The organism is Niallia sp. Man26, assembly GCF_022049065.2.
Lineage (GTDB): Bacteria > Bacillota > Bacilli > Bacillales > Cytobacillaceae > Niallia.
Genome location: NZ_CP095743.1, coordinates 1,126,515 through 1,151,702 on the forward strand (window position 1 = coordinate 1,126,515; position 25,188 = coordinate 1,151,702).

Genomic DNA, 25,188 nt, shown 5'->3' on the forward strand with positions numbered 1-25,188 from the left:
TGGAAAATTTCAGAAAATACTTAGTTTGTGCATTGCACTAACTAAGTAACGGTGCTATACTAAAACTACATTATTAATGAAACCGCATACATTTCTGTAATAGCAACGTTTATCAAACACATAATTAAAACTCCGCAGCATTTGCTCGCATCCTGACGGCTCTAAAACATCCTATGAACATTAATCACCAATCTACTTAAATAAAGCATTTCTCACTAAAATAACATTTATTAAACAGATCTTGCTGACGGCAAACTACCATACTAGTATTCCGTTTAGTTAGTTTGTGAACACTTTAGTTTATGAATGTATTCATTTTTTGAGTGCACAGCTTTATTCCATCCTAAAAGATGAGGGGGATTTTAATGGAGACAGAAATAGTGAAACGAACAAAAAAGGCATCAGTTAAGACGAAAAAAAGCAAGATAAAGATATCCCTTATTGCGATTCGCAAGGATTGGCAGTTATATTCCCTGTTGATTTTGCCCATTATTTATCTTTTGATTTTTAAGTACGGCCCAATGCTTGGAAATGTGATTGCCTTTAGAAGGTATATGCCAGGTGGAAAAGTTTACGGGGAAGAATGGGTTGGGCTTTACTACTTCAAGATGTTTATTAATGATCCAGTTTTTTGGAATGTTTTTAAAAACACATTCATTTTGGGTGGTTTAACCTTGTTGTTTTGCTTCCCAATGCCAATTCTGTTTGCATTGCTTCTAAATGAAATCAAATCAACTAAATTTAAAAGATTTGTACAGACTGCATCCTACTTGCCTCACTTCTTATCAATTGTCATTATCGCGGGAATGATCCTGCAATTGACAGCACTTAATGGTTCTATTAATTCTATTGTTGAGTTTTTTACAGGTGAAAAGGTGAATTTTATCCAAAGTGCAGAATGGTTTCGCACGATATATATTAGTTCAGAGATATGGCAAGGAATGGGATGGGGAGCGATTTTATATTTAGCTGCACTGACCACTATTGACCAGTCACTTTATGAAGCAGCGAAAATCGATGGAGCAAACAGGTGGAAGCAAACGCTCCATATCACAATACCTGGAATATTACCCACCATTGTTACTTTATTGATTTTAAATACTGGCAGCTTTCTAGCGATAGGCTTTGAAAAAATTCTCCTTCTTTATAACCCTTTGACATATGAGACATCAGATGTGATTTCTACCTACTTATATCGTGTCGGTCTTGAATCGAATAATTTCAGTTATGCGACAGCAATTGGGTTATTTGAATCAATAATTGGGTTGGTGCTTGTCTTGACTGCCAATTCGATTTCACGAAAATTAACAGAACGAAGCTTATGGTAGGAGGGAAAAAGCATGAAAGAATCCAAGCAATACAAGATATTCAAGGTATTTAATGTGTTTGTCCTGTTGATAATTGTCTTTTGTACCCTATATCCATTTATTAATGTTATTGCACAGTCATTCAGCAGTGAAGCGTACATTAATGCAGGTAAAGTCAGCTTGCTACCTAAGGGCTTTAATATGGAAACATATAAAAAAGTTGTTTCCGATAAAATTTTCTGGATCAACTATAAAAACACGGTAGTTTATACCGTTGTAGGCACATCCATTTCCATGTTTTTAACAACCATTTTTGCTTATGCCCTTTCGAAAAAAAGGCTTGTAGGCAGAAAGTTTCTCACTGTTTTTGCCGTCTTCACCATGTTTTTTAATGGGGGCTTGATTCCAAATTATGTCTTGATTAATAGTTTAGGTTTCAATAATACAATGTGGGCGATTGTAATACCTGGAGCAATCAGCATTTATAATATGCTGATTATGAAATCCTTTTTTGAAAACATGCCAGAGGAACTCGAGGAAGCTGCATCCATCGACGGGTTAAACACTTACGGAATTCTCCTGAAAATTATATTGCCTCTAAGCAAAGCTGTTATCGCAACAATGATTTTGTTTTATGCAGTTTCGTATTGGAATTCCTGGTTTTCCGCTTTCCTCTATTTAGACAAAAAAGAGCTGTTCCCAGTGACCATTTATTTGCGGAATATGATTGCAGGAGCAACGAGCAGTATGGCAACAGGGGCAACATCAGCAGATAATTTGACGCAGATTTCTGCAAATATTAAATCAGTTACAATGGTGCTCACCATTTTACCGATTCTTACTGTCTATCCTTTTGTACAAAAATATTTTGTTTCTGGCGTCATGTTGGGCTCTGTCAAGTAATGCTAAAGCGGTCTTTAGTGCAGTGAGCTTGTTGTATAAAGAATTCAATGCACTTTTTAATAAATAGATGGGGAGGAAAAAAAATGAAAAAAAGCTTAAAAAGATTAAGGCTGTTGTTTGCTTTATTATTGGTGTGTGTCATTGTTATTGCCGGCTGCTCGAAAGATAACCCTGCCAGTTCAGATGGAAAAGTATCTTCTAAAGGGGCGATGGAATCCTATCAGGCTGGAGAATTATTTAAAGCAACAGAAGAGTTTGATTTATCGATTCTTTATTCTGACCATCCAAACTACCCTTATAAAAAGGATTGGTTGTTTTGGGAAAAACTAAAGGAAATGACAAATGTTACATTAAAGCCTACAACTGTTCCGATGAGTGATTATCCGCAAAAAAGAAGCTTATTAATGAGTTCTGGTGATTCGCCGTTAATCATTCCGAAAACCTACCCTGGAGAAGAATCAGCTTTTGTTTCATCAGGAGCAATATTGCCTGTAAGCGATTATATTGATATGATGCCTAATTTTAAAGAAAAAGTGCAAAAATGGAAACTTGAAGATGAATTGGAAGGCTTGCGGCAGAATGATGGGAAATACTACTTATTACCAGGCTTGCATGAAGAGGTTTGGCCAGATTATACCCTTCTTATGAGAACAGACATATTGGAGGAAAATAATCTCGAGATTCCTACGACATGGGATGAATTATATGAAACGATGAAAAAGCTGAAGGAGATATATCCAGATGTTATCCCGTTTTCTGATCAATTCACTTTCAACAGTACATTAAATGTTGCTGCTGCAGGCTTTGGCACAAAAGCAGGATGGGGATTTGGCAATGGATTAAGCTATGATCAAAGTAAGGATGAGTTTGTTTATGCTGCAACGACAAATGAATATAAAGATATGCTTACCTATTTTCATAAATTAGTAGAAGAAGAGCTGCTGGATAAAGAAAGCTTTACACAAACGGATGACCAGGCCATTCAAAAATTTGTGACAGGAAAGTCATTTATCATCAACGGCAATTCACAGACAATTAATTTGCATAGGGTAGATATGGATAAAACAATTGGGAAAGGAAAATATAAAATCCAAAAAATCACTGTTCCCGGCGGACCGGCTGGCCAATTGATGGGAGGCTCCAGGCTTGAGAATGGTGTGATGATTTCTTCGAAAATAAAAGAAAGCGATTACTTTAAAGCGATCCTACAGTTTATAGATTGGCTGTACTACAGCGATGAAGGGCAGGAATTTGCAAAGTGGGGAGTGGAAGGCACGACATATACGAAAAGTGATGGGACACGCAAGCTTACGGAAGATGTTAATTATAACGGTTTAAATCCGACTGGCACAAAGGACTTGCGTGTTGATTACGGTTTCTCAGGCGGCGTGTTTGCATATGGAGGGACGACAGAACTTCTTCATTCTATGATGAGTGAGGAGGAGATAAAATTCCAAGAAAACATGGCTAATACAAAAAAGGTGATACCGGCAGAACCGCCAATTCCTTATACGATTGAGGACCGGGAAAAAGCGACACTATTGAGCACACCTTTAAAGGATTTCACTGATCAAAATACACTTAAATTTATAATAGGGTCACGCAGTTTGAGTGAATTTGACCAATTTGTAAAAGAATTGAAAACACAAGGGTTGGACCAGTATTTGGAACTTTCTAATAAAACGTATCAAGATTATAAAAAGAACAACTGATAACGATTGCTGCCTCACCAATATTATTGGAAGAGGCAGCTTTTAAAAAGGGGGGCAGAGAGTTGGAAGGGAAGAAGGAATTTGGCGAGGGTATACTGTTTACCTTTACGAACTATGTCTACTCACTGCTTTTAGCCAATTTTTTATTTGTTTCAGTCAATGCTGTTTTTATTTTTTTCTTTATGGCATTAGAGCCTTCATTTTCAAACATTCTTATCTATATGATTGCACTGATTCCAACAGGACCCGCCATATCAGGATTGCTGTATGTATTGGAAAAGTTGTTGAGAACAAAAGAGGCTATTACTGTTTCGGATTACTTCTATGGTTATAAAACAAATATTAAGAATACGTTACTTCTATGGTGCATGATACTCGCCGTTTTTAGTGTTTTATTAATAGACCTGCAATATCTAAATCAGACAGCTTTACTAATAGAGCAACTAATTTCCATTGTTCTTTATATCCTGTTTTTACTTGCTGTTTTAATAAGCATAAACATGCTTATTCTTAATGCAAAGTTTGAGTTCAGAAAAAAAGATATTTTCAAACTGTCCATTTTTTATAGTTTTGCACATGTAAAAGCATCGCTTGGAAATATTTTTATTCTGCTGTTAATTGTTTTCGTCACAATGCTGACATCTGATTTTATCCTATTGTTTGTTGCAAGTATTATTGGCTTACTTCTTATCAAGAACGCCCGCCGATTGCTGACAGACGTGGAAGCTACGTTCATTAAACGAGATAAATAGACTTTAAAGAAAGGTAGGTATTAGTCATGCAAAAAGTTCTTTACGGAGGCGATTATAATCCGGAACAATGGTCTCAGGATGTATGGTCAGAAGATATGAAGCTGTTTGAAGAAGCTAATATTGATACATTGACTGTCGGTGTTTTTTCTTGGTCCATCATCCAGAAGGATGAAAATACGTTTGATTTTACTGTTTTTGACAAGGTGATGGAACTGCTTCAGAAAAAGGGCAAAAATATTTGTCTTGGAACGGGAACAGCAGCGCATCCACCGTGGCTGGCCAAAAAATATCCCGAAGTGACTCGAGTCGATTTTGAGGGAAGAAAGCATAAGTTTGGACAGCGGCATAATTCTTGCCCGAATAGTCCTATCTATCAAAAATATTCACGTTTAATGGCAAAGAAAATGGCGGAAAGATACGGCCATATGGATATTAGCGCCTGGCATATTAACAATGAATATGGTGGTACCTGCTACTGTGAAAATTGTGAAAAAGCATTTCGTGTTTGGCTGAAACAAAAATACGGAAGTCTTGAAAAATTGAATGAAGCTTGGAATACGATTTTTTGGTCTCATTATTTTTATGATTGGGATGAAATTGTTGCTCCTAATGCTTTAAGTGAACATTACGGCAGAGAAAATGTAACAGCTTTTCAAGGCATAACATTAGATTATATGCGCTTTAATTCTGACAGTCTCTTAAACAACTTTTTAGGTGAGAAAGCAGAATTAAAGGCAGTAACACCTTCCGTTCCTGTAACAACAAATTTTATGGGGATGTTTAGACCTCTAGATTATTTTAAGTGGGCAGACCATCTTGATTTCATTTCATGGGATAATTATCCGCCTGACATGCACTCAGAGGCAAGGATGGCTTTGACACATGACTTGATGAGGGGCTTGAAAAAAGGCAAGCCTTTTTGGCTGATGGAACAAACACCGACAACGACAGCATGCAGGGATATTAATCCTGTGAAAAGGCCTGGAGTAATGCGCTTATGGAGTTATCAGGCTATTGCCCATGGTTCTGATTCTGTTCTGTTTTTCCAAATGAGACAATCAAAGGGAGCCTCTGAGAAATATCACGGTGCGGTTATTAACCATGCCAGTCGCAACGATACAAGGGCTTTTAAAGAAGTGAAGAAGTTGGGGGAAGAATTGTCTGCTGTTGGAAATCAGTTTATTTCAGCAGAAACAGCGGCAAAAGTAGCATTCGTATTCGATTGGGACAGCTGGTGGTCAGTGGAAATATCAGACGGTCCTACGCGTTACATGAACTATCAGCAAACAATGATTCATTATTATCAGGCCTTTTTTTCGCAGAATATTGCTATTGATATGATCAGCATTGATGGTGATCTTGAGAAATATGATGTTGTTGTAGCACCGTTACTGCACATGATTAAAGATGACTTTCATAAAAAAGCAGAGCAATTCACTGCCAATGGCGGATGCTTCATCACAACCTATTTAAGCGGGATTGTTGATGAAAATGATAATGCTATTTTGGATGATAATCCGGGATTACTGAAGAACTTGCTTGGAATCCGCATTGATGAGACAGATACATCGATGCCAAACGAAAGGAACTCCCTTGTTGTCAGCTATGGCGACTGGAAAGGTAATTATGACTGCAGCTTAATTTATGATGTTATTCAGACAGAGGGTGCGGATACTATTGCCGAATATGGGCAGGATTTTTATGCAGGCATGCCGGCTGTAACAAAAAATAAATTTGGAAAGGGAGAAGGCTGGTACATTGGCAGCCAACCAAATCGGCAGTTTCTTGAGAAGCTATTTGCATCAATACTAAAGTCCAGAGGAATCAGCTGTATGATTCAGGCTGATTCTGGTGTTGAAATAACAGAGCGCAAGAAGGATAACTATATCTTTTCCTTTGCTATGAACCATGGGGACGAAGAAAAAGAAATCATTATAGATGATGCCAGCTACTCACTTTTAGATAAAAAAATATACAAAAGCGGTGACAAAATAACGATTGATGCAAAGGACGTCATCATTTTAAGACGCGAGATCTGACATTAAGCAGAAATCTGGATTCCTATAGTTGGCACCACAGCTAGGAAGATAGGAGGAAACCTATGCCGGTTAAAAAAGGCACTGGTTCAACAAGAGACTTTTCTTACCAGATATTAAAAACAAAAATACTCAATCTGGAATTAAAGCCAGGCACAAAAATCTCTGAAAAGGAGATAGCAGATGAACTCAGTGTAAGTAGAACACCTGTGAGAGAGGCTTTTATGATGCTTGCCCAAGAAGACCTTCTTGATGTCATACCTCAGATTGGCACAATTGTTTCAAAAATAAACTTGGAGTATGTAGAGGAAGGGCGATTTATAAGAGAAAAAATAGAAAAAGAGATTGTTGCACTTGCGTGTGAGCTATTTCCTGATGAGTACAAAAACAAGCTGGAAAAAAATATTGCCTTACAAGAGCTTTGCGCCAAACACAACAACCATCATGAACTGTTTGAATTGGATGAGGAATTTCACCAGTTAATCTTTAAGGGCTGCAGAAAGGAAAGAACATGGAGAATGCTGGAGTTACTAAATAGCCATTTTAATAGATTAAGGCTTTTAAGGCTCACAAGTAATTCTAATTGGGAAATTATTATTTATCAGCATAAGAAAGTCTTTCAGTTTATAACCGAGAGTAAGAAAAAAGAGGCAATGGAAATAATGGAGCAACATCTTCGCCTTGTTGTAATTGAACAAAATGACCTTAAAGTTAAGTATCCCGATTATTTCATATAAGTGAATTTATTGGCAGTGCTGATTATCAGCAGCATATAGAAACTTTAAAAGCTTGGAGGAAAAAAGTGTGAAAGTGACATTTAGGTGGTTTGGGGCAGAGGATGACAGTGTTTCTTTAGACCATATTAGGCAAATTCCCGGAGTGGAGGGGATAGCTGGAGCTTTATTTGACATTCCTGTCGGGGAAGTTTGGCCATTGGAAAAGCTGCTGGCATTAAAACAAGAAATCAACGGCAAAGGACTTCAGCTTGAAGTAATTGAAAGTGTGAATATTCATGAGGACATTAAACTTGGCCTTCCCTCGCGCGACAAGTATATAAGCAATTTTCAAGAGACAATCCGCAACTTAGCAGCAATTGGTGTAAAAGTGATTTGCTATAATTTTATGCCAGTTTTTGATTGGACACGAACAGATCTTGCTAAGGAGCTGGCTGATGGATCCAATGTACTTGCTTATGAAAAAAATAAACTTGCTGATATGGACCCCTTCTTCCTTGTCAAGAAAATAGCTGATGGTTCAAAGGGATTTTCACTTCCAGGCTGGGAACCAGAGCGTCTTGCCAAGCTTGAGGAACTGTTTCGCTCCTATAGTGCTATAACGGAAGAAGACCTGTTTGCACATTTGAAATATTTTCTGGAGAAAATTATTCCTGTTGCAGATGCCTGCGGGATTAAAATGGCCATTCATCCAGATGATCCGCCATGGCCAGTGTTTGGGCTGCCTAGAATTGTTGTCAATAAAGAGAATTTAGAGCGGATTGTCAAACTTGTCGATAATCCAGCAAATGGACTCACCATCTGTTCAGGGTCATTAGGGGCTAATCCAGCTAATAATATTCCCGAAATTATGGCTCATTTTTTGCAGATGGATCGTGTTCCATTTGTACACATCCGAAATGTGAAGATATTCGAAAATGGTGACTTTGAGGAGTCCTCCCATCGAAGTGCAGATGGTTCTCTTGATATTTGTGAAATTGTAGAGGTTCTTCATGACGGAGGATTCTCCGGTTATTTCCGTCCAGATCACGGTCGCATGATATGGGGGGAGCAGGCTCGGCCAGGTTATGGCTTATATGACAGGGCTTTAGGAATAATGTATATTCTGGGCATTTGGGACAGTCTTGAACAAAGAAAACAGAATATAAAAAGGAGTGCATTAAATGCTTCCAATATATGAGGGATTAACTGGTAAAGTAGCAGTTGTGACTGGAGGCGGAGGCGTTCTTTGCAGCTGTATGGCCAAAGAGTTGGCGAGACAGGGAATGAAGGTAGCGATACTTAATCGTACGTATGAAAAAGCGGCAGCTGTTGCAGATCACATCATAAAAAACGGTGGAGAGGCGATTGCGGTACAATGTGATGTTGTCCAAAAAGAGGATGTAATACAGGCAGAGAAAAAGGTGTTTTCGGCATTTGGAGCTTGCGATGTACTCATTAATGGGGCAGGAGGGAATCATGCCAACGGAATTACCTCTAAAGAGACATTACAGCTTGAGGACCTTCAGGATAAAACATTGACTAGCTTTTTCGATTTGACCTTGGAAGGTTTTTCATATGTTTTCGATCTTAACATTATCGGGACATTGATTCCAACGCAGATTTTTTCGAAAAGAATGGTTGGCAATAAAGGCACTATCATCAATATTTCCTCGATGAGCGCACCAAGTCCAATGACAAAAGTGCCTGCATACAGTGCAGCAAAAGCAGGCATAGAGAACTTTACGAAATGGCTCGCCGTTCACATGGCCGAAAGTGGTGTCAGAGTGAATGCTATTGCTCCGGGATTTTTTTTGACAAAACAAAATGAAGCACTTTTAAAAAATGATGACGGCAGTTATACAGAAAGAACAAACAAAATCCTTGCCCATACACCGCAAAAAAGGCTTGGCAAACCGGAGGATTTATTAGGCACCTTGTTATGGCTTGTGGATGACTCATCAAGCGGGTTTGTAACAGGCATCAGTATCCCAGTTGACGGCGGATTTATGGCGTATTCAGGTGTTTAGGCTAAGATGTATGAAACTTGAGAGGAGAGCTAAGTATGGGTGCTTCGCAGACTAGTGAAAAGGATTATGCAGAATATTGCTGCTGGCTTCAATATGAAAGAAATCCAAAAGTAAAGAGAGCTTTTTTTACGAATATTAATGTGTCCGAATACAGTAAAACAGATGTAACACAAACAGCGGTTGAAGAGCTGTACAGAGGCTTATCAGCCATTGTCGGCACCCCGCCTGCAATCAATCAAAGACAAACATCCGCCATTGTTTTAGCAACAATAAACAGCCCTGAGTTACCAGCGGAAATAGATGTAGCGCAGCTGAGCTCTCAATTGAATGAAGAAGGATTTTGCATACGGATGGACAATAAGGAGGAATGCTTATATTTAATCGGCAAAACAGATAAGGGTATTCTTTATGCCGTATTCCATCTATTGCGAATGCTTCAAACTTGTACAAATATAAACATGGAAACAATAGAGAATCCAACAAACGAATTTAGGATGATTAATCATTGGGATAATATGGATGGCTCAATCGAGAGGGGCTATGCAGGAAACTCTATTTTCTATAAAGATGATCAAATCCTAGCTGATTCAGAGAGAATAAAAGATTATGCCAGACTTTTAGCTTCTGTAGGCATTAATGCCATAGCTGTAAATAATGTCAATGTACATAAAACAGAGACAAAGCTAATAACAGATCAATATTTGCCGGAAGTGGCGAAACTAGCATCAGTTTTTAGGAAGTATGGAATTAAAACATTTTTGAGCATTAATTTTGCCAGTCCGATGGAGCTTGGCGGCTTACCCACTGCAGATCCATTAAATCCGCAAGTGCAAAACTGGTGGAAGGAAAAAGCGCAAGAGATTTACAATGAAATAGCAGATTTTGGTGGCTTTCTCATTAAAGCGGACTCTGAGCACCGTCCAGGTCCATTTACTTATAACAGAAATCATGCAGATGGTGCTAACATGCTTGCAGAAGCTTTGCAGCCATTTGGCGGTATTGTAATTTGGCGCTGTTTTGTTTATAACTGCCTTCAGGATTGGCGGGACAGAAAGACAGACCGGGCTCGTGCCGCATATGATCATTTTAGGCCGCTAAACGGTATGTTTTTAGATAATGTAATACTGCAAATCAAAAATGGGCCAATGGATTTTCAAGTGAGAGAACCTGTTTCGCCACTGTTCGGAGCAATGCCTGACACGAATCAAATGCTAGAGTTTCAAATTACGCAGGAATATACAGGGCAGCAGAAGCATGTATGTTATCTTGTTCCCCAATGGAAGGAAGTACTGGATTTTGACACCTATGCGAAAGGGCAAGAATCTTTTGTCAAAAGATCTGTCGATGGCTCCCTTTATGGAAACAAGCATGGTGGAATAACAGCAGTAGCGAACATCGGCGATAATTGGAACTGGACGGGACATACCCTTGCACAGGCTAATTTGTATGGTTACGGCCGCCTTGCCTGGAACCCTGACTATTCGGAGGAGATGATTACAGAAGAATGGGTAGCTCAGACATTTGGAACGGATGAAGCAGTTATGCTGCAGGTATGCGATATGCTGCGTAAATCGTGGAGTATATACGAAGCATATACCTCACCCCTTGGAGTCGGCTGGATGGTAAATCCCGGCCATCATTATGGGCCGAATATTGACGGATATGAGTATTCGGTTTGGGGAACCTATCATTTTGCTGACTGCAATGGAATCGGTGTCAATCGTACAGCTAAAGACGGAACAGGCTACACGTCCCAGTACTTTAAGGAAAACTATAAACTATATGAATCTATGGAAACATGCCCCGATGAGCTGCTGCTTTTCTTTCACCATGTTCCCTATAAGCATGTGCTTCAATCTGGTGAAACGGTAATTCAGCATATTTATAACACCCATTTTGAGGGGGTTGAACAAGTAGAGAGGCTGATGCAAGACTGGCAAAAGCTAAAAGGGAAAATTAATGAAGAGAGATTTACAGGAGTTCTCCACCGATTAAGTGTTCAGCTTTCTGATGCCAAGGAATGGAGAGATATTGTCAACTCCTACTTTTTTCGCAAATCAGGGATTGGCGACAACAAGCATAGAACCATTTATTAGAAAAGTATTCGACTTAGGCTTGGAACAAAGTTGCGTAAAGGAAATTGATGCAAATTCGTAGCAAGCATTCGGGAGAATGAGATTTCCTGATAAAGATTATTCCCAATTATCATAATAACGTCTGTGCACACAGGAGACGGGTGTTACTATGATATGTTTTGAAATGGAATATGGATGTTTTGCCGCAAATAAGCTGTAAAAAAAAGCGTGAACCGTTTTTGGTTTACGCTTTTATCGTGTTTAGCTTTGAAGCTGTGCCTTCAGAAATGCTTCTGCTGAAAAAGCAGACGCTCCTAATGCAGACACTGGCAGAGACAAATCGGAGAAATCAATTCTGATATCTGTCTGGTTAAACGGGGAAGTATATGCTTTGATAACTTCCTTTACCTTTGGTTCAAGCCACTGTTTACAGGAAGCAAGCCGATTTCCGATAATGATTTGTTCAGGATTGAAGGCATGGATGATATTAATGATGCCGACAGCCAAGTTCTCACCAATTTCTTCTAATATATTTATTACTTGTTCGTCCTCTTTTTTTGCGAGCAGTAAAATATCATCTAAACAAATGTCACTTTCCTTTTTAAGATTCTTGCTGTTTGCTTTTGATAGTAAAGCCTGTTCTGAAGCGTAAAGCTCCCAGCAGCCTTTGTTGCCGCATGTACATTTGGCTCCGTTTCGATCAATCGTCATATGCCCGACTTCACCAGAATAGCCGTTAAATCCGCTGTAAAGCTCACCGTTAATGATAACTCCTGCACCAATACCAATGCCGGCGCTGATATAAATCAAGTTATCAGCATGCTGACCCGCACCAAACCGCTTTTCTCCGTAGGCACCAGTGTTCGCTTCGTTTTCAACAATTACAGGTACTTGAAAGATTTTCTCCAGTTCTGATTGAAAATGAATATCGTGCCAGCCTAAGTTTGGGGCAAGCAAAAGTGTTCCTTTCTTATCGACGATACCGGGTGCGCCTACTCCAATCCCAACAATACCATAAGGAGAGGCTGGGGCAGAGCTTATTAAGGCGGTGATAATTTCCACTAGTCGGCTCATTGTATCTTCATAGGAAATATTTTTGTATGCTACATTCTTTTGTACAATAATATTGCCGCTGAGATCTGTCAGGACGCCAAGTATATAATTGACACCGAAATCTAGACCAATTGTGTATCCTGCCCCGTGGTTGAAGTGGAGCATTACTGGTCTCCGGCCACCGCTTGATTCGCCTGGACCTGATTCATTAATAAATTTTTCCTCTAACAGCTCCGCTACAAGCGAGGAAACGGTTCCTTTATTAAGGCCAGAACGCTGTGCGATATCTGCACGAGACAGTGGAGTATGATTGATAATTTGTGAAAGTACGAGTGACTTATTTTCCTTTTTTACAAGCTGTTGGTTCCAAGTGATTGGCATAAACGTCATTTAGCCCCCTTTTTGTCAAAAATAATATTCCCATTTTATCATTAATAACGGAAAACATTAATAATATTGAATTAAGTTTATCTAATAAACAAACAAAGTGCAACAAACTTAGTTTATTCAATAGACAAACTAAGTTTGTGCTGATATAATAGCTTCATAGCTAACAAGAAGATAGAGAGAGAAATGAATATAGGACTTTCTTTTTCTTTTATTTTGTAAGCGATATCAAAATCGATAATTTTAATGAGGAGGCAGTTAACAATGGCGTATTTTGAAAACATCAATCAAATCAGGTATGAAGGTCCAGCATCGAAAAATCCCTTTTCCTTTAAGTACTATAATCCAGAAGAGATAGTAAATGGCGTTTCCATGGAAGAGCAGCTCCGTTTTTCGGTAGCTTATTGGCATACATTCACAGCAGATGGAACGGACCCGTTTGGAAGCGGTACAGCCATCCGCCCTTGGAATCACTTAAAAGGTTTAGATTTGGCAAAAGCCCGTGTGGAAGCAGCTTTTGAATTATTTGAGAAACTGAACGCTCCGTTTTTCTGCTTTCATGATTCTGATATTGCACCAGAGGGAAATACATTAAAAGAAACATATGATAATCTTGACCCGATTGTAGCGATGATCAAGGAATATATGAAAACAAGCAAAACGAAATTACTTTGGAATACAGCTAATATGTTTACACATCCAAGATATGTGCACGGTGCAGCAACTTCCAATAATGCCGATGTGTTTGCGTATGCTGCAGCAAAGGTGAAAAAAGGCCTTGAAATTGGCAAGGAGCTTGGTGCAGAGAACTATGTGTTCTGGGGCGGCCGCGAAGGTTATGATACATTGCTGAACACTGATATGAAACTGGAGCAGGATAACTTAGCCCGTTTCTTCCATATGGCGATTGACTATGCACAGGAAATCGGTTTTGATGCTCCATTCTTAATCGAACCAAAACCAAAAGAACCGACAAAGCATCAGTATGATTTTGATGTGGCGACAGGATTGGCATTCCTGCAGAAATATGATCTTCAGGATCACTTTAAGTTTAATATTGAAGCAAACCATGCGACGCTTGCCGGTCACACTTTTGAGCATGAATTGAGAGTAGCGAGAATTAACGGCATGCTTGGATCTGTTGATGCTAACCAAGGTGATACATTGATTGGCTGGGATACAGACGAGTTCCCGACAGATTTATACAGCACCACTTTAGCCATGTATGAAATCTTGCTGAATGGCGGACTTGGCAAAGGCGGTTTAAACTTTGATGCGAAGGTGCGCAGAGGCTCTTTTGATGCGGAAGATCTTTTCCATGCACATATTGCAGGGATGGATTCCTTTGCAATCGGCCTTAAGGTTGCCAATAAGCTAATTGAGGATAGAGTTCTAGAAGACTTTATTTCTGACCGCTATGCAAGCTTTAAGGAAGGAATTGGCCTTGATATCGTCGAAGGAAGAACTAACCTCCATAAACTGGAGCAACATGCTCTTGCAATTGGTGAAGTGACAAATAAGTCTGGCCGCCAAGAACGCTTGAAGGCGATTGTGAATCAATATTTGTTGGAAACATTAGCGCAAGTACGCGTATAAAAGAGAGAATGTGCTGGGGATCATACCAGCACATTTTTTAACAGGTAAGGTAAATGACTAAATGAGGTGATCTGACATGAAGTATTGCTTTGGAGTAGATTTAGGTACAAGTGCTGTAAAGATTTTACTTGTTGATAAAAACGGAAATGTCGCTCATGAGGTATCAAAGTCGTATCCTTTGATCCATGAAAAATCAGGCTACAGTGAACAAGACCCTGAGGAGTGGGTGAACAAAACACTTGAGGGCTTCACTGAAATCATAGAAGTGTTCGAAGGGGAGAAAGAGGATATTGACGGGATAAGTTTCTCAGGTCAAATGCATGGCCTTGTCCTGCTCAATAAGGAAAATCAAGTATTGCGAAACGCGATACTTTGGAATGATACGAGAACAACAGAGCAGTGCCGGTTAATTGAGGAAAAGGCTGGTGAAAAATTGCTTTCTATCACAAAAAATCCGGCATTAGAAGGCTTTACTTTGCCGAAACTGTTATGGGTTAAGCAATATGAAGAAGATCTTTTCAAACAAGCCGCTGTTTTCATGCTGCCAAAGGATTATCTCAGGTACAGGCTCACTGGCAGCATACATACAGAATACTCCGATGCTGCAGGCACTCTTTTGTTAGATATAAGTAAAAAAGAATGGAGTGCAGAGCTTTGTGAATTGTTCGGCATTGATGCTAGTCTTTGTCCGCAGCTTGTTGAATCACATGCACTTGTTGGAACTGTCACAGCAGAAGTTGCGGAGAAAACAGGGCTGTCTCCTGAATGCAAAGTGTTCGCCGGCGGTGCGGATAATGCTTGTGGAGCAATCGGCGCAGGTATTCTGGCGAGTGGGAAAACACTTTGCAGCATCGGCACATCTGGTGTTGTGCTTTCCTATGAAGAAAAAGCAGAGAAGGATTTTCAAGGAAAGGTACATTACTTCAATCATGGAGAGGAAAATGCCTATTATACGATGGGAGTGACATTAGCAGCAGGTCACAGCTTGAGCTGGTTTAAAGATACTTTTGCCGAGCATGATGGTTTTGAGGAAATGCTGGCAGAAATAAATCTTGTTCCAATTGGGTCAAACGGACTGTTATTTACCCCATATTTAGCAGGTGAGAGAACACCATATGCAGATGCATTGATTCGGGGCAGTTTCATAGGAATAGATGCAACACATAAACGCCGAGATTTTGTTCGTGCTGTACTGGAGGGTATTACCTTTTCCTTAAATGAATCAATTGAGATTTTTCGAGAGCACGGTAAGACAATCGACACAATTATCTCAATTGGCGGCGGAGCCAAAAATGAAGCGTGGCTGCAGATGCAGGCAGATATCTTTAATGCAAAAGTCCTGAAGCTATCAAGTGAACAAGGGCCAGGGATGGGAGCGGCCATGCTTGCAGCAGTTGGAGCAGGGTGGTTTTCGTCATTAGAGGAGTGTGCGAACACGATGTTGCAGACTGTGAAGGAATATGAGCCTATTCAAGAGAATGTAAAAAGGTATGAAGAATTATACCGAATCTACAAGAAGGTCTATGGTCAAACCAAAATGCTGTCTGAAGAGTTAACACAGTTTCGAAAATAATGGAAACAAGGAGGCTCTAATATGAAGTATAGAGAGCTGGGGAAAACAGGTCTGAAGATAAGCGAGGTCAGTTTTGGAACATGGGCGATTGGCGGTTCATGGGGGAAAACGGATGATGAAGAGGCACTGAAATCGCTTGACAGGGCAATAGGGGAAGGGGTGAATTTCTTTGATACGGCCGATGTCTATGGGAATGGACACAGTGAGGAATTGCTGGCTAAGGTGTCTAAGGGGAAGGAAGAGGATATTCACATTGCGACAAAATTTTGCCGAGGCGGAGATATTCATGCAGCCGACACCTACACTTATGAAAATGTTCGAACCTTCTGCGAAAACAGCTTGAAGCGCTTGAACAGAGAAGCAATTGACTTATATCAGATTCATTGTCCGCCCCTTGAAATCCTTCAGGACGGTAAAGTTTTTGCAGTGCTGGACCGTTTGAAGCAGGAAGGGAAAATAAAGCATTATGGTGTCAGTGTTGAAACAGTGGAAGAGGGATTGCTGTGTCTTGAGCATGAAGGGGTAGATTCACTGCAGGTTATCTTTAATATCTTCCGTCAAAAGCCTCTAGAGAAATTGCTGCCAGAAGCAAAGCAGAAGGGAACGGGTATCTTAGTTCGCCTGCCGCTGGCAAGCGGCCTGTTAACAGGCAAATTTACGCAGGGGCACCGCTTTGAAAAAGATGATCATCGCGCATTTAATGAAAATGGGGAGTCCTTTAATATCGGAGAGACTTTTAGCGGACTCGGTTTTTCAAAGGGTGTTGAGCTCACGGAGCAGATTGCGTGGATTGGTGATAGACGTCAATCGATGGCATCTGCTGCCTTAAGATGGATACTTGATCATGAGGAAGTGTCCTGCATTATCCCAGGCTTCAAAAATGAAAACCAAATTCTTGCAAACTTAGCAGCGCTGGATGAAGCACCTTTTACACAGGAGGAAAAAACGCGGCTTAACCATTTTTATCAACAGAACGTAAAAAACAGCATCAGAGGACCGTATTGAAGGAAAAGGGGCACTGCCCCTTTTTTATTATTTTCCTAACTTTATAGATTATTCTAGTATGATATCTGCAATAATCTCACCAGCTGTAACGGGTGCAACCTTTGCCGGCAGTCCAAGGGCATGGATTGCAGATATTCCTTTTTCCTTTGCATAAGCAAAATCGGTTCCGCCAGGCCGAGAAGCGAGATCGATGATTAATGTTTGGTCTGACAGCTTATCAAGCAGCTGTTTTGTCAAAACATGAAAGGGAACAGTATTAATCAGAATATTTTGCTGGTCAAGCTCATCAGGTAAATGTTTAAATAAGACAGGTGTTAAGCCCATTTCCTGAACACGTGCTCTGTCAGCAGACTCTCTTACAGCAACACTGACAACAGCGCCGAGATTTGAAAAGAGACGGGCAACAGTCATTCCTACTCTTCCAAACCCAAGAACTAATACATGAGAGCCATGAATCGTGTAATCCGTTTCTTCAATGGCGATTTTTAAAGCTCCTTCGGCAGTCGGGATAGAGTTTAAGATAGCAACATCATCTCTTGCAAAAATAGCCACAATGTTTCGTCCGGTTGTTTTTTTTATGTATTCTAAAAAGGGAGTGATAATGCCAGAATAAATGCAGCAGTTTTCCTTTGTTTTGCGGAACATATCCTCCGTCAAATAAATGTCTTCACTGGAAAACTTGGATTCTGCTTTTCCATCATTGCCGATACCTGGGATAGGCAAAAGGATGCTGTCCAAACTGCTGAAGTCAACTTCTGAGATATGCTGTTTGCATACATTGGCATACTCAAGCTGTACATTTTCAAAACCTGTTAATATAATCTGTCCAGCTGATTTGGCAAGCTTTTCGATTACATGCAGCTGACGCTGATCACCGCCGATAATCAGAATTGTATGTTGGTTAATCATCTAATCCCTCCTGAAAATTAAATTAGCACACTACTAATAATAATAGCCAATTGTAAAAAATAGTCCTGTAGTTATGATAATATATATTTTCATAGAACAAAGTTTTTTCAAATTTTTGTTAGAAATTATAGAATTTATCATCTCCATGTGGGATTTTTTTTGTTATGATATAATTTTAGTGAAGTGTGAGAAAAGCACTATTTATTGTGATAAATTAACATTTAATATAAAAGGATGGAAACAGGAGCAATTTATAATGGAGAAAGCAGCTATTGATTTTAATTTAATGAAAGCTAAGTTCCGCGAAAATGGCTTGCAGCCTACCGCTATTACTGTTTTTTCGGAAAGATTAAATGAAGAGGAATTATTACAAAAGCATATGCAGTACCAGGAAATCTTGGATGTGGTCATCTATTTTCTCGATAAATTCCTCGATTCGTTAAAAGAGATGCCTATAATCGCTTCTGTCTGTGATGCAGAGGGGTATCTGTTAAAAAATCTTGGTCATGAGCAGAGCATGCGGGATGCTGAAGCTCTCGGAATTAAAGAAGGAGTTCGCTTTACAGAAGAGGATTGCGGCATTGATGCGATTTCCTTGACGTTAAAGCACAAAAAAAGTGTAGAAATCGTAGGAACTCAGCATTACCATGAATATCTCCATCGTAAAGCCTGCTATGCTGTGCCGATTATCGACTGGACAGAGGATAAGGTTCTTGGAACGATTTCCATTATGACTGATATCGAGCATGCAAGCCCTCTTATGCTGACCCTTTTGTCAACGGTCAACCAAACGATTGAACGGGAAATTGATTTAATCAGACAAAACCATGAGCTGAACATATTAAACAAAATAATTATGGATACAACAAGAAATGGAATATTGGTTGCCGCTCAAAGCGGAAAGCTGATTGCCTTCAATGCATATGCTGAACATATAACAGGCTGGAAAAAGGAGAACATTATTGGTGCAAGCCATTTAACCCTGGAGTATTTCGGTGAATATTTGCAGAATGTCTTGTTAACAAAAAGGCCGTATACAGATATAGAAATAACCTTTACACGGGAAAAAGATCAGGAAGCTCTAATTTTTTTGCTTGATTGTTTTCCTATTTTCTTGAATAACGGCACACTTGTTGGAGCTTTTGCCCAATTCAGAGATTATACCGAAAAGAAGAATACAGAAAAGCTGCTGCTAAATTCAGAAAAGCTGACAGCTGTCGGCCAAATGGCTGCAAGTGTTGCACATGAAATCCGCAACCCGCTGACAACTATTCAAGGTTTTATTCAATATTTGGAAAAAGACTTTCGGGAAAAGTCGCATTATGACCTTATCATGTCAGAGCTAAAGCGCATTAACTTTATTGTTAGTGAGTTTCTGATTTTGTCCAAGCCGCACGCTGTCCATTTCATTAATCAGGATTTGCAGAAAATTATGGATGAGACAGTTTCTCTCTTTCAGGCGAGTGCAAACATGAACAATATACTAATAGAAAAAAACTATGCTCAAGATAATATCTTTGTCCAATGTGATGAAAATCAATTAAAGCAAGTCTTCATGAACGTCTTCAAAAATAGTGTAGAAGCATTGCCTTATGGGGGAAATATTAAAATTCGCACAAATGTGACAGAGGATAAAGAAGCGATTATTCAAATAGAGGATAATGGGATTGGCATGACACCAGCACAAATAAAAAGACTCGGCCTTCCGTTTTATACGACAAAGGATACTGGCACTGGCTTAGGGTATATGGTGATCATTAAAATCATTGAACAGCATCAAGGCCATCTTCATATTGAGAGTTCTGTGAATAAAGGAACGACAATTGAAATCAGGCTCCCGCTTAGTTAATATAACAAACTATAATAAAGACCGCCGCAGATTGCGTATCTGCGGCGGTCTTTATTGTTAATATTTATATTGCTTAATTATTTCATGAAGTTCATCTGCCATGACAGACAGAGTGTGAGAAGCTGACGTAATCTCCTCCATTGCTGCAAGCTGCTCTTGTGTAGAGGCAGCAACTTCTTCTGATGAGGCTGCATTGCTTTTGGCAATATCTGAAACTTCATAGGCCGTTCCTTCCACTACTTGAACAACTGTAAGCATAGTCTTAATCGTGTCAGCTACAACGTCCATTTTCGGATTGATATCTTTCATACTGGAAAGAATATCGCTGAATTTTTGAATGGCATCCTCCGAAACAGACAACCCGCTTTGCACATTGTCAACAACGGTAGACATTTTTTGCACAGTATTTTCTGTGTCCTGCTGGATTGCCTTAATTAATTCGGAAATCTGGCTTGCTGAATTCTGAGACTGTTCAGCGAGTTTGCGAACTTCTTCTGCTACAACAGCAAAACCTTTCCCAGACTCACCAGCCCGAGCTGCTTCTATAGCAGCATTCAAAGCAAGGAGATTTGTTTGCTCTGATATTGCTGTGATAACACCAAGTATGGAGCCAATTTCTTTAGAACGGTCATACAAGGAACGTATTACTGTATTAGAATCTAATACAGAGGCATGAATTAGGTTCATTTGATCGACAGTCTGCTTAACAGAATGGCCGCCTTCTTCTGCTTTTTCTGTAGTTGCTCTCGTTAATTCCGAAACAGCTGCAGTACTTTCAGCAATAGATGCTGTACCAGCAGAGATTTTACCTACTGACATAATATTTTCATCCATTCCAGCTGTCTGCTTTTCTGCATTGCTTGCTACCTCTTGGATGGCATCTGCGACTTGTTCTGTTGCTTCACTTGTTTGGACTGCGCTTGCATTCAGCTCTTCTGCTGAGGCGGCAACATGTACTGCATTTTGTTCAACGTTTCTTAACAAACCGCGCAAGCTTGTCTGCATGTCAATGAAAGTCGCAGTAAGGTCGGCGATTTCATCATTTGATTTTACGTGAATTTCTTCTGTTAAATCACCGCTGCTGATTTTCTGTGCTGTTTGTTGCAGTGATTTCACTCGAATAACAATCGATCGTACAATCAGCATGACGATGGCTGCGCCAACAATCACTGCGGCAGCAATCACGAGGAAGGTCGTGTTTAGGATTGGGGCAGCAGCGTCCTCTGTTTCAGATGAAAACATTGTGCCTGCCACTTTCCAGCCTGTCAGCTTATTTGTTGTGAAATACATAACGCTTTTTTCGCTGTCAGCAGTATAATTTATAATACCGCTATCTGATTCGAACATCTTCTTATAATAGCTTTGCTCCGCTTTAGCACCAGCCTCCTCAAGCGGATTCACAATGAACAGTTGCTGTGTATCAAGCAGGATAGCATAACCATCCTCACCGATATTTACGCTTTTTGCTGTTTCCTCGAGTTTTTGAATGTTGATATCAATCGCGACAACACCGCTTGAGTCAGCAATCTTTTTCGTTACTGTTACAATCATTTCTCCAGTGCTTGCATCTTTATAAGGACTTGTAACAACAACATCATTATTGTTCATACCATCTTGATACCATGGTCTTTCACGCGGGTCAAAATCGCTTGGCAAATCCGTTTTAGGATATGAGATCATCTGACCATCCGTTGTGCCAATATAGATGGTTTGCACCTCCGGATGTAAGCCGATATATTGAGTAAACTTTTGCAATGCTTCAGAATTATCTCCGCCTTCATACATATCAGTATTCAGCAGATCAGCAAAAAAGCTTGCATCATGTATCTTTGGGGAAAGGGTATTGTCTATATTTGAATTAAGAAGCTTTACATTTTCTTCCGCACTTTTTAATAAACTGTTTTCCAGTTCATGTTTTGCGCTGTTATAGGAAAGGAATCCTACTAATACTGTTGGAAGTAAAAGAATAACAGCAAAAGCAGTGTATAGCTTAGATCTTAAATTCCATTTGAAGTTCATTTTTTTCATGATGCTTCTCCTTAAGTGAAATTTAGATTACTTGCAACTATTTAACGTTGTTAAGCAATCTTATTAAGATTTATTTCGGCACATCAACATTATAGTTAAGCACTGCTTCTGAAAAATTTTAATTAGTGCCAAAATTCCTAAAATGAAAATGCTTTATTTGTAAAAATTTTAATTTTGTGGATATAAAATAAATGATCTGATTTTAGGCTTGCATTTGGAAGGAAAAGGAGTTATATTATCATTAACAAGTAATTATTGAATTACAAATTACTGATTGATAAGAGGGTTTATAAGCATGAAATATAAAACAGAAAAAGAAGTTCTGGCAAACTATGATTCGGCAAAGTACCGAACTCCAGACGGCTATACTGCTGATATTGCCATTTTCACAATCGTCTCAGAAAGAAAAGAAGAAAAGGCACCTCCAATAATGACATTAAAACTGTTACTCATAAAGCGGGCAGACGCGGATAACGACGGAAACCCAAATATTGAGGGCGGAAAATGGGCTCTTCCTGGGGGCTTTGTTGATGCAATCAAAGGAGAAACAGCTTTAGAAGCTGCGAAAAGGGAATTAAAGGAAGAGACAAATGTTGATGGTTTGCATATTAAGCATTTTGGTGTGTATGACAATGTCACAAGAGATCCACGGGGCTGGATGATTTCCAATGCTTTTTACGCCATTGTTCCTGAGGAATATATTCAAAAGCGCGAGGCGAACGATGACGCAGCAGAAGTGGAGCTGTTTGATATGGAAGAGGTAACTCAGTTGAAATTAGCTTTTGATCACGAAAAAATTATTGCAGATGCCCATATGTTTATAAAACGTGACATGATTACCACAACTGCAGCAAAAAGCTTCTTGCCAAAGGAATTTACATTGTCTGAGCTGCAGCGCGTTTTGTTGACGGTAGGAGAAGACCCTAGAATCTCAAATGATTCCGTTTTTTTCACAAAGGCGCCAAAGCTTCCGTTCATTGAAAAAGCATTAGATGCAGACGGAACGCCGAAAAAAACGAAAAGGAATTCATTCAGACCATCACAGCTGTATGTTTTTAATGATTTTGAAATAGTGGAATCCATTTATCATTAATATCTGAAAAGAAGGAAAGAGAGCAGCTTTCCTCCTTCTCTTTAAGGTTAGTAATTTGTAAATTGTTAATTACAAATAACTTTAAAATTCTAAATCAGCAAATTTTTAGTTAAGGGAGGAATAATCTATGGTGAATAAGGCGTTAATAAATATTGACTATACATTCGATTTTGCTGCCGTGGACGGGCGATTATCTTGCGGGGAAAAGGGGCAATTAATAGAAAGAGAAGTTTCAGCCATTACGGAAAGATTTATACAAAACGGTGATTTTACAGTGTTTGCAATTGATGTTCATGAATTAAATGATCATTATCATCCAGAGCGAGCATTGTTCCCCCCACATAATATTAGGAACAGTGCGGGCAGAAATTTATTCGGCAGTTTACGGGAAGTTTATGAAAGAAATAAACAGTCTCCACATATTTATTATCTAGATAAAACAAGATATTCAGCATTTGCAGGGACAGATTTGGAGTTGAAATTAAGGGAACGAGGGATAACAGAACTTCATCTTGTTGGGTTATGCACAGATATATGTGTGCTTCATACGGCTGTTGATGCATATAACAAAGGCTTTAGCATAGCAGTTTATGAGGATGCAGTTGCCTCCTTCTCCCAACAAGGGCATGATTGGGCAATGGAACATTTTAAAGCGGCATTAGGAGCTACGATAATCAAGGGAAAAGGAGTGTGTTAAATAAATGAAATATTCAGATGACAGTTTAATGCTGCATACAGACTTATATCAAATCAACATGGTGGAAACATATTGGAAGGATAATATCCATGAACAAAAGGCAGTGTTTGAAATGTACTTCCGCAAGCTTCCTTTTGGTAATGGCTATGCAGTCTTTGCAGGGCTCGAGCGGGTTTTACAAGTTATTAAAAACTTTCATTTCTCTGATACAGACATTCAATATTTGCGAGAATACGGCTATGCAGAAGATTTTTTAAGCTATCTCAGCAAGCTAAGCTTTACTGGTGATATTTACTCGATGAAAGAGGGGGAAATTGTCTTTGGAAATGAACCGCTGCTGAGAGTGGAGGCCCCTTTGGCAGAAGCTCAGCTTTTAGAAACAATTCTCTTGAATATCGTAAACTATCAAACGTTGATTGCGACAAAGGCCTCCCGCATTAAGATGGTCATTGGAGAAGATACTGCAATGGAATTCGGCACAAGAAGAGCACATGAGCTTGATGCTGCTTTATGGGGTACTAGAGCAGCCTATATCGGCGGGTTTTCGGCAACAAGCAATGTCAGAGCAGGAAAACTTTTTGATATTCCAATTGCCGGAACTCATGCTCATGCACTTGTGCAAGCATACCGGGACGAATACAAAGCTTTCAAAAGCTATGCCAGCAGTCACAAGGATTGTGTCTTCTTAGTAGACACTTATGACACCTTGCGTTCAGGTGTGCCTAATGCGATTAAAGTAGCAAAGGAATTTGCAGGCCGCATAAACTTTAAGGGAATAAGATTAGACAGCGGTGATTTAGCGTATTTATCAAAACAGGCCAGAAAGCTTCTTGATGATGCAGGGTTCAAGGATACACAAATCATTGCTTCAAACGATCTTGATGAAAAAACAATCATGAATGTTAAGGCGCAAGGAGCAAGAATCGATGTGTGGGGAATCGGGACAAAGCTTATTACCGCATACGATCAAGCCGCATTAGGCGGTGTTTACAAGCTTGTATGTATTGAGGAAGCGAATGGACAGATGACAGATACGATAAAAATATCAGCTAATCCTGAAAAAGTGACTACACCAGGGGAAAAAAGACTGTACCGAATCATTAATAATGGAAACGGCCATGCAGAAGGGGACTATATTGCTCTTGCTAAAGAAGAGGTGCACAAAGAAAGACTGAAAATGTTCCATCCAGTTCACACATATATAAGCAAATTTGTGACAGATTATACAGCTAAGGAACTTCATGTAGCTGTTGTCAAAGAAGGAGAAGTCTGCTATGAACTTCCGCCTCTCCAAGAAGTGCAAAGCTATGCGAAGAGCAGTCTGAAGCTATTTTGGGATGAGTACAAGCGGATGTTGAATCCAGAGGAATATCCTGTTGATCTCAGCCAGGAATGCTGGAACAATAAAATGACACTTATCAAAAAAGTGCAAGAGGAAGTCGAAAACAGTTTGTAAGGAAGGGAGAGCTT

Annotated in this window: 19 protein-coding genes; 16 read left to right on the plus strand and 3 right to left on the minus strand. The window is 39.5% G+C overall.

Annotated features, from left to right (window positions below):
• Positions 1 to 365 precede the first annotated feature (365 nt).
• The 9 genes from L8T27_RS05660 (at position 366) to L8T27_RS05700 (ending at position 11,549) form a co-directional block, all read left to right on the plus strand.
• A complete protein-coding gene (locus tag L8T27_RS05660) occupies positions 366 to 1,328 on the plus strand; it encodes an ABC transporter permease (protein WP_233317849.1) in 963 nt (320 codons plus the stop codon).
• A gap of 12 nt (positions 1,329 to 1,340) precedes the next feature.
• A complete protein-coding gene (locus tag L8T27_RS05665) occupies positions 1,341 to 2,210 on the plus strand; it encodes a carbohydrate ABC transporter permease (RefSeq protein ID WP_233317848.1) in 870 nt (289 codons plus the stop codon).
• A gap of 83 nt (positions 2,211 to 2,293) precedes the next feature.
• Positions 2,294 to 3,922: an ABC transporter substrate-binding protein gene (locus L8T27_RS05670; RefSeq protein WP_237941092.1), complete on the plus strand. Its 1,629-nt coding sequence runs from the start codon at positions 2,294 to 2,296 to the stop codon at positions 3,920 to 3,922.
• 62 nt (positions 3,923 to 3,984) lie between these two features.
• Positions 3,985 to 4,674, plus strand: a complete 690-nt coding sequence (locus L8T27_RS05675) for a DUF624 domain-containing protein (RefSeq protein ID WP_237941093.1) — start codon at positions 3,985 to 3,987, stop codon at positions 4,672 to 4,674.
• A 26-nt stretch (positions 4,675 to 4,700) separates the two neighbouring features.
• Positions 4,701 to 6,713, plus strand: a complete 2,013-nt coding sequence (locus L8T27_RS05680; protein ID WP_237941094.1) for a beta-galactosidase — start codon at positions 4,701 to 4,703, stop codon at positions 6,711 to 6,713.
• A gap of 62 nt (positions 6,714 to 6,775) precedes the next feature.
• Positions 6,776 to 7,447: a GntR family transcriptional regulator gene (locus L8T27_RS05685; protein ID WP_233317838.1), complete on the plus strand. Its 672-nt coding sequence runs from the start codon at positions 6,776 to 6,778 to the stop codon at positions 7,445 to 7,447.
• Positions 7,448 to 7,514: 67 nt separating this feature from the next.
• Positions 7,515 to 8,624, plus strand: coding sequence for a mannonate dehydratase (gene uxuA, locus L8T27_RS05690; protein WP_233317836.1), 1,110 nt, complete (start codon positions 7,515 to 7,517; stop codon positions 8,622 to 8,624).
• Entirely contained in the window at positions 8,608 to 9,453 is an 846-nt protein-coding gene (locus L8T27_RS05695) for an SDR family oxidoreductase (RefSeq protein WP_237941095.1), read from the plus strand. The genes uxuA and L8T27_RS05695 overlap by 17 nt, the downstream gene beginning before the upstream one ends.
• Before the next feature lie 35 nt (positions 9,454 to 9,488).
• Positions 9,489 to 11,549: an alpha-glucuronidase family glycosyl hydrolase gene (locus L8T27_RS05700; RefSeq protein WP_237941096.1), complete on the plus strand. Its 2,061-nt coding sequence runs from the start codon at positions 9,489 to 9,491 to the stop codon at positions 11,547 to 11,549.
• A 240-nt stretch (positions 11,550 to 11,789) separates the two neighbouring features.
• Here L8T27_RS05700 and L8T27_RS05705 read toward each other — a convergent pair whose 3' ends face one another.
• Positions 11,790 to 12,971, minus strand: coding sequence for an ROK family transcriptional regulator (locus tag L8T27_RS05705; protein WP_237941097.1), 1,182 nt, complete (start codon positions 12,969 to 12,971; stop codon positions 11,790 to 11,792).
• A 261-nt stretch (positions 12,972 to 13,232) separates the two neighbouring features.
• On the opposite strand from L8T27_RS05705, the gene xylA reads away from it, so the two are divergent.
• From xylA to L8T27_RS05720, 3 genes are all read left to right on the plus strand, one after another.
• Positions 13,233 to 14,564 (plus strand): xylose isomerase, encoded by a 1,332-nt coding sequence (gene xylA / locus L8T27_RS05710; RefSeq protein WP_237941098.1) that lies wholly within the window; start codon positions 13,233 to 13,235, stop codon positions 14,562 to 14,564.
• A 76-nt stretch (positions 14,565 to 14,640) separates the two neighbouring features.
• Positions 14,641 to 16,137, plus strand: coding sequence for a xylulokinase (gene xylB, locus L8T27_RS05715; protein ID WP_237941099.1), 1,497 nt, complete (start codon positions 14,641 to 14,643; stop codon positions 16,135 to 16,137).
• A 21-nt stretch (positions 16,138 to 16,158) separates the two neighbouring features.
• Positions 16,159 to 17,142 carry an aldo/keto reductase gene (locus L8T27_RS05720; protein WP_233317826.1) on the plus strand — a complete coding sequence of 328 codons (984 nt, stop codon included), beginning with the start codon at positions 16,159 to 16,161 and terminating at the stop codon, positions 17,140 to 17,142.
• A 48-nt stretch (positions 17,143 to 17,190) separates the two neighbouring features.
• Here the strand turns inward: L8T27_RS05720 and dpsA are convergent, their stop codons facing one another.
• The gene (dpsA, locus tag L8T27_RS05725) at positions 17,191 to 18,051 is read right to left on the minus strand and encodes a dipicolinate synthase subunit DpsA (protein ID WP_233317824.1); all 861 of its coding nucleotides are present in this window, start codon (positions 18,049 to 18,051) and stop codon (positions 17,191 to 17,193) included.
• A gap of 256 nt (positions 18,052 to 18,307) precedes the next feature.
• Between dpsA and L8T27_RS05730 the strand changes: the two genes are divergently transcribed.
• A complete protein-coding gene (locus L8T27_RS05730) occupies positions 18,308 to 19,900 on the plus strand; it encodes an ATP-binding protein (RefSeq protein ID WP_237941100.1) in 1,593 nt (530 codons plus the stop codon).
• A 57-nt stretch (positions 19,901 to 19,957) separates the two neighbouring features.
• Here L8T27_RS05730 and L8T27_RS05735 read toward each other — a convergent pair whose 3' ends face one another.
• Positions 19,958 to 21,928: a methyl-accepting chemotaxis protein gene (locus L8T27_RS05735; RefSeq protein WP_237941101.1), complete on the minus strand. Its 1,971-nt coding sequence runs from the start codon at positions 21,926 to 21,928 to the stop codon at positions 19,958 to 19,960.
• Between the two features lie 295 nt (positions 21,929 to 22,223).
• Here L8T27_RS05735 and L8T27_RS05740 point away from each other — a divergent pair, with 295 nt between their 5' ends.
• From L8T27_RS05740 to L8T27_RS05750, 3 genes are all read left to right on the plus strand, one after another.
• Positions 22,224 to 23,021, plus strand: coding sequence for an NUDIX domain-containing protein (locus tag L8T27_RS05740; RefSeq protein ID WP_233317817.1), 798 nt, complete (start codon positions 22,224 to 22,226; stop codon positions 23,019 to 23,021).
• A 130-nt stretch (positions 23,022 to 23,151) separates the two neighbouring features.
• A complete protein-coding gene (locus L8T27_RS05745; protein ID WP_237942261.1) occupies positions 23,152 to 23,718 on the plus strand; it encodes a cysteine hydrolase family protein in 567 nt (188 codons plus the stop codon).
• Between the two features lie 4 nt (positions 23,719 to 23,722).
• Complete coding sequence (locus tag L8T27_RS05750; RefSeq protein WP_233317814.1) at positions 23,723 to 25,174, plus strand: nicotinate phosphoribosyltransferase; 1,452 nt, start codon at positions 23,723 to 23,725, stop codon at positions 25,172 to 25,174.
• Positions 25,175 to 25,188 lie beyond the last annotated feature (14 nt).

What these genes read in the sequence shown, in the direction of transcription:
- L8T27_RS05660 (WP_233317849.1), top strand. Translation starts at nt 366, where the DNA reads ATGGAGACAGAAATAGTGAAACGAACAAAAAAGGCATCAGTTAAGACG.
- L8T27_RS05665 (WP_233317848.1), top strand. Translation starts at nt 1,341, where the DNA reads ATGAAAGAATCCAAGCAATACAAGATATTCAAGGTATTTAATGTGTTT.
- L8T27_RS05670 (WP_237941092.1), top strand. Translation starts at nt 2,294, where the DNA reads ATGAAAAAAAGCTTAAAAAGATTAAGGCTGTTGTTTGCTTTATTATTG.
- L8T27_RS05680 (WP_237941094.1), top strand. Translation starts at nt 4,701, where the DNA reads ATGCAAAAAGTTCTTTACGGAGGCGATTATAATCCGGAACAATGGTCT.
- L8T27_RS05685 (WP_233317838.1), top strand. Translation starts at nt 6,776, where the DNA reads ATGCCGGTTAAAAAAGGCACTGGTTCAACAAGAGACTTTTCTTACCAG.
- L8T27_RS05695 (WP_237941095.1), top strand. Translation starts at nt 8,608, where the DNA reads ATGCTTCCAATATATGAGGGATTAACTGGTAAAGTAGCAGTTGTGACT.
- L8T27_RS05700 (WP_237941096.1), top strand. Translation starts at nt 9,489, where the DNA reads ATGGGTGCTTCGCAGACTAGTGAAAAGGATTATGCAGAATATTGCTGC.
- L8T27_RS05705 (WP_237941097.1), bottom strand. Translation starts at nt 12,971, where the DNA reads ATGACGTTTATGCCAATCACTTGGAACCAACAGCTTGTAAAAAAGGAA.
- xylA (WP_237941098.1), top strand. Translation starts at nt 13,233, where the DNA reads ATGGCGTATTTTGAAAACATCAATCAAATCAGGTATGAAGGTCCAGCA.
- xylB (WP_237941099.1), top strand. Translation starts at nt 14,641, where the DNA reads ATGAAGTATTGCTTTGGAGTAGATTTAGGTACAAGTGCTGTAAAGATT.
- L8T27_RS05720 (WP_233317826.1), top strand. Translation starts at nt 16,159, where the DNA reads ATGAAGTATAGAGAGCTGGGGAAAACAGGTCTGAAGATAAGCGAGGTC.
- dpsA (WP_233317824.1), bottom strand. Translation starts at nt 18,051, where the DNA reads ATGATTAACCAACATACAATTCTGATTATCGGCGGTGATCAGCGTCAG.
- L8T27_RS05730 (WP_237941100.1), top strand. Translation starts at nt 18,308, where the DNA reads ATGGAGAAAGCAGCTATTGATTTTAATTTAATGAAAGCTAAGTTCCGC.
- L8T27_RS05735 (WP_237941101.1), bottom strand. Translation starts at nt 21,928, where the DNA reads ATGAAAAAAATGAACTTCAAATGGAATTTAAGATCTAAGCTATACACT.
- L8T27_RS05740 (WP_233317817.1), top strand. Translation starts at nt 22,224, where the DNA reads ATGAAATATAAAACAGAAAAAGAAGTTCTGGCAAACTATGATTCGGCA.
- L8T27_RS05750 (WP_233317814.1), top strand. Translation starts at nt 23,723, where the DNA reads ATGAAATATTCAGATGACAGTTTAATGCTGCATACAGACTTATATCAA.